The following is a 13666-nucleotide window of genomic DNA, read 5'->3' as shown; positions in this document are numbered from 1 at the left end:
GCGCTGCGAAAGCACACGTCTTTCGGCGAGTTGCTCAGGGTTGCAGATGGCCGCATGACCACGGTCTCTAACGCGATGGGGCGGAATCCTCATTCATGTACTCATGAATGAGACCAAGGATTTGCGAGCGGACCAACTCGCGAGCCTCGGGCTGAACGAACGGCATCAAGAGTTCGACCCGTTCCTCGACGCTCTCGGGAAGATCCGCAGCAGGATCGACGAGGTCGTTGCCGTGCGCGTAGAGATTTTCCGTCAATTTCTTATCAAGGTCGGAAAAAATGCCCATTGATCTGCTCCAAACCAGCTTCTCTGCTTAATAGAAGGTTGACGAAAATGTTCCCCGGATGATCGATCACAACAGCTGCTTCTCCGGCCGAAGCGCTGGGACTGGTCCAGCTCCACTTGTCCGGGCGGCAAGGAATTCAGGCAGTATCTTAATGTGGGAGAATTAGAGAGACATTTGCGCGAGGTGCGAAAAAGCAACGCCAATACAGCTGATTAGTGACGACGTAGGTACTCTCGCAGATGTGGTATTGGCCGTCCGGCGATTCCTGCACACGGTCCCGTGGGATGTTGAAATCATGCGGCAAGTAAGTGTACCCACCGTCTATCCTGGACCGTACCGACGACCGAGGTATGGCGCGGCAATCAGAGCCACCGCAACACTTGAATTTCGTCAGTGGGTCAATCCTGTCCTCGTACCAATCATGGGCGCTGGCGGCAGTTGCGGTGGCGATACACATCGTGAAGACGAGGCTTCGCATGGCGTTCCCCCAGGTATTTGGCAGGCGCTGCTCGATCGAGCGTCCATGTATATTAGCGTTCCATTAAAAACACCATTGGCCTCCGACCGACTGACGCAGTTCCAGCAAGCGACGCTCGCGCTGAATGACCGCATCGGGTCAACCCTGCCAACAACCGGGAGTTGTCTCATTCGTTTCCGTGTCGGCCGATCGCGGTGAGATTGCGTTGGATTAGGGCTAATGCGCGCTCCCGATTATTGCGGTAGGCGATTGCTGCAGGTCCGTTTGCAGCCCCACATTGAAATCCCGTCACACTTGTAACTCTCACCTCTCCGGCTGCCCGAGATAGCGTCTTTTATCGAAACCGTGGAAACGGCGAATTCGACCGCAGGACCGGAAATGACGATGTTTGCAGCAAAAGAGAAAGCCACTTCGTTGCTCGGGCAGGCGGTCGGTTTTGCCCGCTGGCTCGGGCTCGCCGCCGCACCGACCTTTGCACTGATGGCCTGGATTTCTACTGTCGGCTCGAGCATGACCATGTGCTCTGCCGCCCCGCCTTTCATGCCGATCAACGACATGGCCCTGATGTACCTGCTGATGAGCCTCTTTCACGTATCGCCGTGGCTGAAGCTCTTTTCCGCCCGTTCGCAGCACTGCAACACTTCCGTCGCCCAAACCCAAGGAGACTGACAATGCAACACGCTGTTGTTTCACGCGATAACTGGCTGACCGCCCGCCGGGACCTCCTGCGAGCGGAGAAGGAACTCACGCAGCTTCGCGACAAGGTCGCACGCGAGCGGCTCGCCTTGCCCTGGGTGCGTATCGACAAGGAATACGCGTTTGACACGCCGGATGGTCCGCGTGCGCTCGCCGATCTCTTCGACGGCCGCTCGCAACTTCTCGTGCAACATTTCATGTTCGCACCGGGATGGAAGGAAGGCTGCCCGAGTTGCTCGTTCATGGCTGATCACACCGACGGCATGAACAAGCATCTGGCGCATCACGATGTAACCATGATCGCCGTCTCGCGCGCGCCGCTTGCCGATATTGAGCGCTACCGCAGACGTATGGGCTGGCAGTTCCGATGGGTGTCCTCGAACGGCAGTCCGTTCAACTACGATTTCCGGGTCAGTTTCACGCCCGAAGAGGTCGCCACCGGGCACATCGACTACAACTACGGCGAATGGCGGGAAACCGGCGAGGAATGGCCTGGTCTGAGCGCCTTCTACAAGGATGAGGCTGGCACCGTCTTTCACACGTACACCACCTTCGGCCGCGGTGTAGAGGTGATGATGGGCACCTACGCCATGCTCGACCTGATGCCAAAGGGGCGCAACGAAGCTGAGGGAATGGACTGGGTGCGCCGCCACGACCGCTACGCGTAGGCCCGCGAATGAGCCCGGACGGAAAACGAGAAATATATCCGTCGCATCTACAAGCCGCTGCCCTGGAGCCATCAGCCTGGCTCCTCACGAATTTCCGATATCGCCGCCCTTGGGCCGGCGGGCCGACCAAACACTTCGGCGCTTGCGGCTTCGAGCTCGCTCAGAGACCTGGAGAGGGTCGCGCCCCAGACGACATGGACGGCCAGCATCAGAACATTTCGGTAGAAGGGGTGCCGCCAGGCTGGCGCGAGGATATGGGCAGCGGGAATCCATCCGAGATAGCTGAGCGCCCACACGCCCAGGCCATAAAGGATGCCGTTGCCACGGCGCGTGGGCAGAAGCGCGAAAATCGAGCCGGTCAGGGCTCCAAAGCCGAAATGGGCAAGCAGCGTGCTGGTTCGCGCGCCCTGCTCGTCACCGGCGGTGGCAACGCGCTCGACGATCTCGCGCGGTGGCAAAGGATAACGGTCCCGGTTGTCAAGCAACGGATGAAGGCGCCGCATGGCGATGGTCATCGCCAGCGTGGCCGCAAATCCCGCCAGAGCTCCTGATACGATCCGCTGCAACACCTCCTCCCACGATGATACTGCCAAACGGCAGTCTGGCGCGATTGTTCCGGACTGCCGCTGCGCGCGAGATCGTGGACGGCCACTCGCTGCAAGGAAACGCGACGAGACTGGCCGAGGGACAATGCAGGAAAAAGTGATGTTGCCGCCGGCGGGCTACTGCTTAGTCGGCGCAGCGGCGGAGTCGGCGATCGCTTGGCTTGCCAGTTCCGCCTTGATGTCGCGCGCCAGTTGCAGATGCTCGAGCACCGTCGGCAAAGTCTCGGAGGCGAAATGCTGAAGGCCGGCGTTCTGTCCAGATCCTATCTCCCATTCAAGCAGCTGCACCGTCTTCTGGTGATCGGTGATCTGCCCGCTGATATAGGCCATATCAAATTTCGCCCCGTCGAGCTTTTCAAGCGCGGCCCGCTGCCGCTCGTGCTCCTCGTCGAGCCCTTCCGGCAGCGGGATCTTATTGGTCTCAGCGAGAGATTTCAGTCTCGCGTTCGCCGCCGAGTGGTCGTCGACCATCCGGCCGGCAAATGCGGTGACGGCGGAGTTGCCGGACTTTTTCGCGAGCTTGCCGAATTCGACCTCGGCTGCGCCGCCGGCGGCGGCGAGCTGCGCGAACAGCCGGTCCTGGTAGTTGGTCTGATGAGGCGCCGGCCGTCCCGGCGCCTCCATCCTGGTATCCGGAGCCATGCCGGCCGGGTTTCCGATCTGGGCCAAAAGCGGCGATACCGAGAGAGGCGATGCGGAAAGCACCACCAATCCCAACACAGTTGCAAAAACACGCATGAGAACCTCCTTCGAAGATGCGCCGGGATCGGTCGGCCTGCCGCGGTCAAAGCGCGAGCATATAGGCAACGAGGTCGTTCTTTTCGTCCTGGGTGAGCTTGGTGCCGAGCACCAGGTTGAAAAACTCGACCGTATCGGCGAGCGTCATCAGACGGCCGTCATGCAGATAGGGCGGCGTGTCCCTTATGCCGCGCAGCGTAAACGTCTTGATCGGCCCGTCCGGCAATTCCACCATGTCGTTGAAGGTCTGCCCCGGCTTATAGAAGCGCTCCAGCTTCAGATCGTGCATGTTGTTGTCCATGAACGACGTTTGCGGGACATGGCATTGTGCGCAGCGGCCCTTGCCCATGAACACGCGCTCGCCTGCCAGTTCCTGCTCGCTGGCCAAGGCGGGGTCGAGCCGTCCGAACGGGTCGAGCTTCGGCGCCGGCGGAAAATCGATGATGTTCTGCATCTGCGCCATCATCGCCACCTGGTTTGTGCGATCGGGCAGGTTGACGCCCTTCCTGGTAGCGCTGACATGATCGCCGTTGAAGTATGCGGTGCGCTGCTCGAATTCGGTAAAATCCTCGACCGAGCGCAGCGACCGTTTCGACCCATGGATCTGCTGGTTGAACAGACCGCGCAGGCTAGTCGTGTCGAGACGGAAGCGCGCGGCCTGCGGCCTGACATCGGGCGTCAGATGAAAGGCAGCATTGGTGTTGAAGTTGGCATGGCAATCGAGGCAGGTTACGCCCAGACTCTGCGCCGCCACCTTGCGGTCCTCGGTCTGATTGAATTCCTCCTGCGGGAACGGCGTCAGGAGTAGCCGCAGCCCTTCCATCTGAACCGGCGTGATGATGCCATTCATGATTTCATAGTAGTTGCGGATCGTCAGCAACTCGCCCCGGGAAACATCGCCCAGTTCCGGATGGGTAGTCAGGAATATCGGTGACGGGAACTCTGGCGTAAGGTGATCGGGAAGATCGAAATCGACGTCGAAGCGTCGGAGATCGCGCCCCTCCTGCCGGCCGATCTCACGAATTTCCTGTTCCGGAAAAACCTGTCCTCCGGTCGCCTGTTTGACATGGGGCAGCGGCAGAAGACCATTGGGCAGCAGGTTGCGGTCACGTATCTCGCCAGGGCTCATCTCCGACAGGCCCTGCCAGGTCTGGCCATTCGCCAGCTTGACCCGGACGCCGTCCTGGACAGGTTTTGTCCCGCCCGACATCATTGTGCCTGACATGGGGCGATCCGACAGGTCGTACCGCTCCTCCAGCAAAGCCCGCTGGCGCGCCATGACGCGCGGCTTCTGCGCTTCGTCATCAGCCTTGACGGCGGAAAATGGACGAGCGGGCAATGGTCGGTAGGTTGTATCGGGCGGCAGTGGATCCGACAGTGCGCTGAGGCTGGCGGCAACAACGACAAGAGCGCATGGAATGCCTGCATTCAACACTCTGCGCATTTTTCCCTCCATGGCTGAAGTGCTCCGAACCGCGCTGCGCGTGATTTGTTCCCGCCGCGAGCGGCGCAACCGGGATCGACCGTTCGTTGTATGCGGACAGTGCCGGCGCCCAGACTAGCGAGGCTCGCCTGGCGACTCCCGTTTGCCCCGCTTTGCCAGCGCCAGGCCGCCGATCAGCATCAACGCACCCCAAACCAGGAACCCGATGTCCCAGTAGATCCACTGGTCCTGCGGAACGGTTTCGTTGACATGGTGGATGCCGAGAAGCTGGTGATTGATCAACCCTTCGACCAGGTTGAATATCCCGAAGCCCATGAGCATCGTCCCAAGCAACATCTTTCCCGACCACCAGAGATGAGATTTGTGAGCGGTGCGCCAGAGCACGGCCAAACCAAGCACGACGAAGATGTATGTGCCGGCGTGGAACAGGCCATCGAGAAGCGTGTTGAACCTAAGGTTCTCAACACTGTCGGAGGGATAGCCGGCGCTGGTCACCATATGATGCCACTGGAGCAACTGGTGCAGCACGATTCCATCGAAGAACCCGCCCAGGCCAAGCCCCAGCAGAATACCTGCGGACGCTGGAAAGCGGCGATGCTGCGAAGCCGTGGTCTCCATCCCCCTTCTCCTTTAGCGGCCTAACTTCGGGCCAGGCCATGTGTTCCCTGCCCTACCTGCCCCTTGAACACGCGTGCCTCAGGTCGCAACCACGGCGCAACAATCAAGCGCCAGCTCACCGCCTAAACGACTCCGGCGATTGCAACACGCCTTGCTTGCGACAGGCTACATCGCCGGCACGAGACTCCGGGCCTTAGGAGATCACTGAAATCGACATCGGCGCGGATCGTCGACTGAATGCTTGGCGCCGGCTGGACGCGCGGCGACATCAAGCGCTCGCTACGACGGCTGATCGCTGCTGACTAGCTGACAATATGAGGCGATGGCGGTCACACGCCAAACTACTCGTGAGTGAGTTGACCGACCACGAGCATGTCGATTCGGATGCGCCGGACTGGCTTGTGCGCAAGTAGGTCCCAATCAGGCGGGGCTACTTCTGAATGGCGCCGAAGATCGACCCCACTAGTCATCTTTTCTTCAAATCTTCAGCTTCGTCCTTCAGCCGCTGCCAGTCTGCGCCGTGCTTGCGAAGCAATGCCCGCGCTTGTTTGGGCGTCACGTCTGTCACTTCCGCGAGGTGCTCAACTTCTAGTTCTGCACCCTTCTTAACTCGGCTCGCGTCGCTCGTCCTCTTGACCGCCATCTGTTTGCGTCCTCCTTGGCCCAGGTCAGTGGCAACGAATGTTGAGCGTTGTGGTTCCGTAACCTGTGGAACTAACTGCCGGCCATGTAGTTCTACCGCCGAAGGAGATCTCAATGCTTCGATTCTTAATCAGTCTTGGCGCGCTGTACGCGGCATTTCAAATTGGCCGTGAGTTCGGCCGCACCGAAGCGGAGGTCATCCAGATTCCACCCGACGATCGTCGTCCGACGCCTGGAAACGGGAGAGAGTTCGGCGAGCGGACCTAAGGATTCTGGTAGCCCGCTAAAGCTCGCGCTATCTACGCGACGTTGGCGCGAGCAAAACCAGTTACTCCAACTAAACTGCGCCTTGAGACGGCCACGGAAAATTAGAGAGCGCCAGGTGCAGTGTGCCTAGTACGACTTCTTGGTCTTCCAATTCCTCTTCGGTTTCGGTGCCGGTGCCCCAGGAAGAGCCGTTTCAGTCCTCAGTCGTTGTTCCCGGAGCCGAGCCGTCTTTGCATCTCGTGCCGCGCGCTCGACCTCGATCAATTCCCGTGCAGCATCCGACGTGCGTTCCTTTCTGTCTTGTTTTTCTTTATCGGTGAATGCTTGTCTTTCCCGCATTGTACTCCCCGATCTTACAGCACAGGGCTTTGTTGCCGCACCGAACTATTGTCGCCAGATCGGGTTCCACCCTGACAGCAAAAAAACAGCCGCCTCGTTCGGCACGGGGCTACATCCACTCCAAAGCGCTGGCCGTTCCTGTAGAACGCTTCAACCACTTTGCCGTTGTTTAGGGCTCCTGCAGGAGGCTGGGCATGAGAATACTCCTTCAGCTTGTCGGTGTTCGCCACGGCACCCCCGCGCCCTGTGCCCACGCCAGGGCCTGCTCGGTCTACTCAGCCAAGCCTCTCAACCGTCTCCCCGAATTCCAGGTCGGAAGAATGGACGAGCGTCCACAACGGGGAGCGACCACGGCTGAGTTCTGGAGGAACCAGTTCCAGAACCTACCCCGTCCCCAGCCGTGCCTGCTTGCCACGTGGTGAGTTCGCCTTTGGACTTGGCCCGTCGTTCAGGAACAACAACGCCCAAGCCAAGTTTGGTGGTCCAGGAGGTAACGACAATGCGCATACTGAGAACATTCTTTGGATACTTGTGGCGCTCGAACAGCAAGTCGGCGCCCGACCTTGCGCCGCCCGTCGACGCAATCGTTCGGCTGCTGAAAGAAAAGCAAAAACTCGCTACAAAGAAAGGACTTGGCCGACCAGATCAGACTGCGGGCGGCTGACCGCGCAAGGCCCCGCGCAGACTGAAGACCCCGAGGGAAGCCGCTGCGGTCACCGAAATCCTGCGGTTGCGGGCGGCCTCGAGCGTGCCGGGCGCTTACCTTCTGCGCCGTGAATATTGGAGGGCGCGGAAACGCCGATGCTGCGACGCCGTGGTCGCCATCCCTCTCTCCTTTGGCACCCCAACTTCGGGCCCGGCCATGTTTTCCCTGCCCTACCTGCGCCTTGGATACGCGTGGCTCAGGTCGCAACCACGGCGCAACAATTAGGCGAGCTCACCGCCTAAACGACTCCGTCGTTTGCAATACGCCTTCCTCGCGACCGGCTGCATTGCCGGCACGAGACTCCAGGCCTTGGGAGATCACTGAAATCGGCATCGGCGCGAAGTTGCTTGCCTAAATCCGGCGGACGGCAAGTGCGACATCTGCGGAGAACGGCGGCACATCAAGCTTCAGCCAGCCATCCGAATTCGCCTGCCATTCCGCTGTTTGCCTGCCGGCCGCGGTGTCCCAGGCGATCACGCGATAGGTGCCGCGAGCCAACCCGGGCAACTCCAGGACGGCAGGAATGGGCGCAGTGCCGGCACGCAGCATGCCGTTTCGCCCGATCGTGTCGCTGCGAACCAGCCAGACCACTGCCTGGGAATCGTCGCCGCAGGCGACCGGCGCGATGTCTGGACCGGAAACCCGCATCTTGTCGCCGAGATGGACACGCCGGAACGAAACCCAATCTATCAGAGGCAGGAAGTCGGCCAGCGAACGCTGCGCCCGCCGCATTCCGGGGGTGAGCACGTGCGGGGAGCGGTTCGGCCACCGCATGCCGCCACCGGCACCCCCCGCCGCCAGGTGAGCCCATTGCAAATGGCGGAAGTATTCATCGTCGAAAGGTTCGGGGAGCGTGATCTTCTTGTCTTTGAACGAGTGGATCGGGCCGTGCTCGGAATCGAGAAAAGGGCGGCCGTCAAGAATTTCACCAAGCGCCTCTCCGACGATTCGCGCCATGCCAAGCGCCGGCGCCACCGTGTCACTGGGGTCGTCAATTGTGCCCTCCTCGTAGAGATGGAGGGAGGCGAAATCGAGGTCGGGGTGGCGGAAGATCGGTGCGGCCAGCGGCATTTGCGGCCGCCAGCGAAGCTCAGGTCCGAATAGCGAAACGGTCTGCGGGTGAGAGCGGCCGTAAAGTGACGTTTCCAGGCGGCGCACAAAATCGCTGAGATCATGGATGAAGGCGCCGAAGCCGTCCGCGCTGCCCTGAGCCTGCTCGGGATGGATTTCGTTCCAGAGGTCCCATGCGAAGAGGGCTCCGCTGCCGCTCCATCTGCGAACCACGAATTCCAGCCTCGCCTTGATCGCGCGGCGGGTATCGGGGCAGACCAGGAATCGGGACGGGTGGTCCAGCACGCCTCCGTTGTGGTGGTTGTAGGGATGGTGGCGCCAGTGCAGCCACTGCCAGAACGTATCAAAGGGGGTGAGCAGGATTCTCAAGCCCTGTTTTTCGCAAAGACGGAAGAGGTCGTCCCACAGTCCCACCATCGCCGGCACGAAGCGGCCCTGCGGCTTCTCGAAGTAGCGGTGGCGAACCTGGGCATATTCCAGCATCAGCCTAAGACAGGTGACGCCGCTTTCCTTCAGCCAACGGAGATGATCTTCCACGCCGGCCATATCGGCGCGCCGGAACAGACCATTGAGTTCGGGCCAGCTTACCGCATCATTCTGCCCGATCGGCGTCCATGCCTCGCCGTCCTCGGTGACGAAATACGAACCGGCTACCTTGATCCAAGGCAGGCCCGCAGCCGATCTCGGCGCGGAGTCTTCCACTTCGCCGACCAGCGGTGTCGCCAATCTGATATCGTTCAAGGCATGCTCGAATTTCGTCCGCGGAGCAGTATAACTGCCGCGGTGGCAAAATGTTTCGCCGGGCTTGGATCCTTTCGCCCCATTTTGCGGTACAACGATGCCCTGTCCCGACGCAGCGGCGCCCCGCCTCAAGAGCGGCGCGGATCCGGTGATGTCGACCCGATCACCAGAGAAGTTGCAGGCCGCAGAACGCACGCTCGGTTCAGATAGCCGTGTGAGAGCCCCCGCTGCGGACATGACGAGGGAGCGGAATTGTCGTGCGTCGCTTCGTCGACAAGGCAGAAATGCCAGGTTGACAGGTCGCCTCCCCAGAAAAACTTCAGCCGAAGGGAACCTCACGTTCGCAGGCAAGTTCGGTAGGCAGTGTGGGGGAGATTGCGCGTGTCGGTTCATCTCATCGGTTTCATAGTTGTCGTGCCCGCGATCTTCTCCTTCTTCGGATTCCATCATCCAGCCCGACAACGATTGGCGAGGCGCGGCTTCAGAGCGCCGGCCTGCCATCCTGAGGTCAACGTCTGCTCACCGACAACAGCTGGACTCGGCTCCCTCACGCTTGCTTGCTCAACATTCTACGCTTGCACGGCATTTACCGCTCAGGGGACCACCGTGATGGAGGCCCGAAGGAAATTGTGGCGGTCGAGACCGGCAATGGCCGGTCGCCTGGCGGGAGCGTCGGCGCGAGCCTGGACCGACGGGTCGCGCGTATGAGCGGCGATCCGGCGCGTTCGCCAGGCGAGTACCGGTCCGCGTTTGCCAGCTTCTTCATGGCTGGTTTCGAGTGTTCATCGCATCGGCGCGGCGACGGAGTGCGCCTCGATTTGATCCGCGCGACCGCCCACGACACGCACGCCCTCGGCGACTATCGCAGTTGTGCTGCCCTTGGGCTTCGCACGATTCGCGACGGCTTGCGCTGGCACCTGATTGAAACAGAGTCAGGAGTTTTCGATTGGTCGGGTTGGATATCGATGATCGAAGCAGCTCAGGCCGCCGAGGTGCAGGTCATCTGGGATATCTTTCACTACGGCTCGCCGGATCATGTCGACCAGGGTGGCTCAGGTTTCACCGAGGCCTATGTGCGATTCGCCGCTGAGGCTGTCCGGGTTCACCGCTCCGTTGCCGGGACAGCTCCCCTGGTATGTCCCATCAATGAAATCTCGTTCTTCGCATGGGCGATAGAGGTCGGCTATTTCCCGCGCGTGGGGCCGAAGAAGCGGGGATGGTTCAAGCGGCAGCTTGTGAGGGCAGCGGTTGCGGGCGTCAAAGCCATGCGGGATGCCGAACCTGATTGCAGGTTCATCTGGGCTGAACCGCTAATCCACGTCGCTCCTCGCGACCGCACTCGCGCCGAGCAGCGGCGCGCAGAAAATGTTCGTCAGGGCCAGTTTGAAGCCTATGACATGCTGACGGGCCGTGCCGAGCCCGAACTGGGCGGCAGCGAGGACTGTGTCGACGTCATCGGGCTCAACTTTTATCCGCACAATCAATGGTACTTTCAGGGGCCAACGATACCAATGGGTCACCACGAATACCGGGCACTTTCGGACATGTTGGTCGAGGTCGCTGAGCGCTACAGGAAACCTATGTTTATCGCCGAGACGGGTGCTGAAGGGTCAGGCCGGCCGGCATGGCTCCATTATGTCTGCGATGAGGTCCGCGACGCGATGAGCCTTGGTACGCCGGTCCAGGGCATATGCCTTTACCCGGTGACCGCGTATCCCGGCTGGGACAATTCGCGCCACGCGGAAGTCGGCTTGTTCTCGACGATACATGCCGACGGTTCGCGCAGCCTTCGCCAGCCGGTTGCAAATGAATTGGAGCGCCAGCGCGCATTGTTCGCGGCTTCGTAGCCGTTAAAAAAGGCGCGACGTGACGTTGGCCACTTCTCGCGGCGGATCACGGCAAGGCGCGACTTGACTTGGCTGCCGCTATCCGAGATCAGTATTGATGTTCGCCGCGAGCCGTGCCCGACGAACCGAGCATCGCTCGGTGCGTTGGCATCTGCGCGGCGCCGTTCGCCGGCAGGCTTTGTTGAATTCGCGCGAACGTCGCCAAGGCCTGACCGACGACCTGATCCATGTTGTAATAGCGGTACGTCGCCAGGCGCCCAACGAACCAGACGTCGGGGCACGCCGCAGCCAGTGCTTCGTAACGTTTGTACAGCGTCTCGTTTTCCGCCCGTGGCACCGGGTAATAGGGATCTCCGATATCGGTTGGATATTCGTAGGTCAGGCTGGTTTTCGGGTTCTGCTGGCCGGTCAGATGCTTGTACTCGGTGATGCGGGTATAGTTTTTCGTCTGCGGATAATTGACTACCGCGACCGGTTGAAACTGCTCGCAGTCAAGCGTCACGTGCTCGAACCGCAGTGATCGATAAGGCAGACGACCAAGGCTCCAATCGAAATATTCATCAATTGGCCCGGTGTAGATCATGCGCTGAAAGGGGATCGTGTCGCGAATTTCGCGATAGTCGGTTTGCAGCATGATCTTGATCTTTGGCTTGTCCAGCATGCGCTGGAACATGCGTGTATACCCGCCAGCCGGCATATTCTGGAAGATGTCGCCAAAGTAGCGGTCATCGCGGTTGGTTCGGGTAGGAACCCGCGCCGTCACCGACTTGCTCAACTGGGCCGGATCGACACCCCACTGCTTCCTTGTATAGCCGCGAAAGAATTTCTCGTAGAGTTCCCTGCCGACCGTGCTCACAACCACGTCTTCGGCGGTGCGAACTTCTTCGACCGTTTCCCTCCGGGAAACGAAGAACTCCTCCAACTGCTCGGAATTGAATTCAAAGCCGTACAGGCGGTTAATGGTGTCGAGATTTATCGGTATCGGCAGCAGTTTTCCGTCGACCGAAGCCAGTACGCGATGTTCGTAAGGCCTCCATTCGGTGAACTGCGACAGATAGTCGATTATCGATCGGGCGTTGGTGTGGAATATATGCGGCCCATAGCGGTGGATCAGAATTCCCGCCTCATCATAGCAGTCATAAGCGTTGCCGCCGACGTGATTTCGACGGTCGATGAGCAGAACGCTTTCATGCCGTTGCGATGCGATGCGTTCAGCAAGCACGCTGCCGGCGAAGCCGGCACCGACAATGAGCCAATCGAACATGGTCAGGCTCCCCGGCGCAACGGCACAATGCTCTTCATGGCATAGGCGCGCTGGATGTGGGCAGCCATTGCCTCCCACGTCCGCTCCCACGACATGTTGGCGAGGTAGGCGTCGACTTTGTTCAGCAGGAAGTCGCGCGGGCGCGATAAAACAGACCGAAGCTTGGGTTCGAGATCTTCGGCGTCGACGATATCGACCAGGCCTTCCGCACCATAGGTGCGCACGACATCCACAATCGCCGTGGACACCACCGGCAGTCCGGCCGCCAGGAACTCGGGAGTTTTGGTCGGGCTGATGTAGCGTGTCGCCTCATTGAGCGCGAAGGGCATCCAACCGGCGCTCCAGTGCCTGAGATAGCGAGGCAGATCGGCGTAGGACTTGGCACCCAGCCAATGCAAGTTAGCTGCGCGCGGCAGGCTTAGCGGGTCGATCTTGACCACCGGGCCGAGCATGACGAAATGCACGTCGGACATTGCCGCAGCCGCCTGCGCGATCATCTCGATGTCGAGCCGCTCGTCGATCACGCCGAAGAAGCCAACTCTCGGGTGAGGTATGTCGACCTGATCTACAGGGTCATCGCCGGGCTGTCTTGCCTTGTGAAAATGCGCCACGTCGATGCTGCTTGGGAAGGGAAAGATCGACTTGTGGAGGCATCGTTTGGCCTCGTACAGGCTCAGTCCGCCCGTGAACACGACATCGGCGCGCTGAAACAGCGCCTTTTCCATCTGCGTCAACTCTGCCGGCGCGTTCTTGAAGGCGGAGAGTTCATCCATGCAGTCGTAGACGCACACGTCGCAGCGGAGATGATCGCTGAAACGCAGCGCCATCGGCGTGTAATACCATACGGTAAGCCGGTCGTGCGGGGCTGAGGTGAGGATCTGGTCGACGAACCTGCGCTGGATGGCGTCCGCCTTTGTTGCGGAGATCCCGGCCGGAAGAACCGGGGTTACGGTTCGGATCATCGGCGTCTCATCATTCACCCGCATGAAGGGGTAGTGTCTTTCCTCGAAGACCGGTTCCTCAAAGTAAATTAGCTGCTGCTGTTTTGAAGCGAGCGTCAGAATGTGCTGTGGGCGTTGGTGTACGAAATTCCATCTTAGGTGAGAAAAGCAAAGTAATATTGACGATTTTACGGGTATGTTAGGTGATATTTGCTTGCCGCCCGCCATTTCCATACAAGTTATCCCTTCGTTATAGTGCGCTATTCACTCGAAGTAACATATGTTAATCGAGGCTCGTTGGACCTAAGGCCCGTA

At 60.0% G+C, this 13666-nt stretch carries 13 protein-coding genes; 4 read left to right on the top strand and 9 right to left on the bottom strand.

Annotated elements, in window-relative coordinates; genetic code table 11:
* Positions 1–67: 67 nt before the first annotated feature.
* Positions 68–286 (bottom strand): hypothetical protein, encoded by a 219-nt coding sequence (locus tag AC0L18_RS08280; protein WP_473491534.1) that lies wholly within the window; start codon positions 284–286, stop codon positions 68–70.
* Between the two features lie 856 nt (positions 287–1142).
* Between AC0L18_RS08280 and AC0L18_RS08275 the strand changes: the two genes are divergently transcribed.
* Both AC0L18_RS08275 and AC0L18_RS08270 read left to right on the top strand, forming a co-directional pair.
* The gene (locus AC0L18_RS08275) at positions 1143–1433 is read left to right on the top strand and encodes a hypothetical protein (protein ID WP_473491532.1); all 291 of its coding nucleotides are present in this window, start codon (positions 1143–1145) and stop codon (positions 1431–1433) included.
* 2 nt (positions 1434–1435) lie between these two features.
* Positions 1436–2128 carry a DUF899 domain-containing protein gene (locus tag AC0L18_RS08270; protein WP_473491531.1) on the top strand — a complete coding sequence of 231 codons (693 nt, stop codon included), beginning with the start codon at positions 1436–1438 and terminating at the stop codon, positions 2126–2128.
* Positions 2129–2199: 71 nt separating this feature from the next.
* Here AC0L18_RS08270 and AC0L18_RS08265 read toward each other — a convergent pair whose 3' ends face one another.
* The 5 genes from AC0L18_RS08265 to AC0L18_RS08245 form a co-directional block, all read right to left on the bottom strand.
* On the bottom strand, positions 2200–2694 hold the full coding sequence (locus AC0L18_RS08265) for a hypothetical protein (RefSeq protein WP_473491530.1): 495 nt from the start codon (positions 2692–2694) through the stop codon (positions 2200–2202).
* A gap of 156 nt (positions 2695–2850) precedes the next feature.
* On the bottom strand, positions 2851–3471 hold the full coding sequence (locus AC0L18_RS08260) for a DUF4142 domain-containing protein (RefSeq protein WP_473491528.1): 621 nt from the start codon (positions 3469–3471) through the stop codon (positions 2851–2853).
* 46 nt (positions 3472–3517) lie between these two features.
* Positions 3518–4915: a cytochrome B6 gene (locus tag AC0L18_RS08255; RefSeq protein WP_473491526.1), complete on the bottom strand. Its 1398-nt coding sequence runs from the start codon at positions 4913–4915 to the stop codon at positions 3518–3520.
* Between the two features lie 114 nt (positions 4916–5029).
* Positions 5030–5533 (bottom strand): DUF2243 domain-containing protein, encoded by a 504-nt coding sequence (locus AC0L18_RS08250; protein WP_473491525.1) that lies wholly within the window; start codon positions 5531–5533, stop codon positions 5030–5032.
* Positions 5534–5999: 466 nt separating this feature from the next.
* On the bottom strand, positions 6000–6176 hold the full coding sequence (locus AC0L18_RS08245) for a hypothetical protein (RefSeq protein ID WP_473491524.1): 177 nt from the start codon (positions 6174–6176) through the stop codon (positions 6000–6002).
* A gap of 113 nt (positions 6177–6289) precedes the next feature.
* On the opposite strand from AC0L18_RS08245, the gene AC0L18_RS08240 reads away from it, so the two are divergent.
* Positions 6290–6442, top strand: coding sequence for a hypothetical protein (locus AC0L18_RS08240; protein WP_287216975.1), 153 nt, complete (start codon positions 6290–6292; stop codon positions 6440–6442).
* A gap of 1396 nt (positions 6443–7838) precedes the next feature.
* Here the strand turns inward: AC0L18_RS08240 and AC0L18_RS08235 are convergent.
* Entirely contained in the window at positions 7839–9746 is a 1908-nt protein-coding gene (locus AC0L18_RS08235) for a glycoside hydrolase 5 family protein (protein ID WP_473491523.1), read from the bottom strand.
* A 257-nt stretch (positions 9747–10003) separates the two neighbouring features.
* Between AC0L18_RS08235 and AC0L18_RS08230 the strand changes: the two genes are divergently transcribed.
* Positions 10004–11146, top strand: a complete 1143-nt coding sequence (locus tag AC0L18_RS08230) for a glycoside hydrolase family 1 protein (protein ID WP_473491521.1) — start codon at positions 10004–10006, stop codon at positions 11144–11146.
* Between the two features lie 88 nt (positions 11147–11234).
* Here the strand turns inward: AC0L18_RS08230 and glf are convergent, their stop codons facing one another.
* On the bottom strand, positions 11235–12410 hold the full coding sequence (gene glf, locus AC0L18_RS08225; protein WP_473491519.1) for a UDP-galactopyranose mutase: 1176 nt from the start codon (positions 12408–12410) through the stop codon (positions 11235–11237).
* A gap of 2 nt (positions 12411–12412) precedes the next feature.
* The gene (locus AC0L18_RS08220) at positions 12413–13585 is read right to left on the bottom strand and encodes a glycosyltransferase (RefSeq protein WP_473491517.1); all 1173 of its coding nucleotides are present in this window, start codon (positions 13583–13585) and stop codon (positions 12413–12415) included.
* Between the last annotated feature and the right edge of the window lie 81 nt (positions 13586–13666).

This window comes from Mesorhizobium sp. WSM4819, from assembly GCF_055811215.1.
Note: the sequence above shows the minus strand (reverse complement) of the source record. Positions and strands in the feature narration are given on the sequence as shown.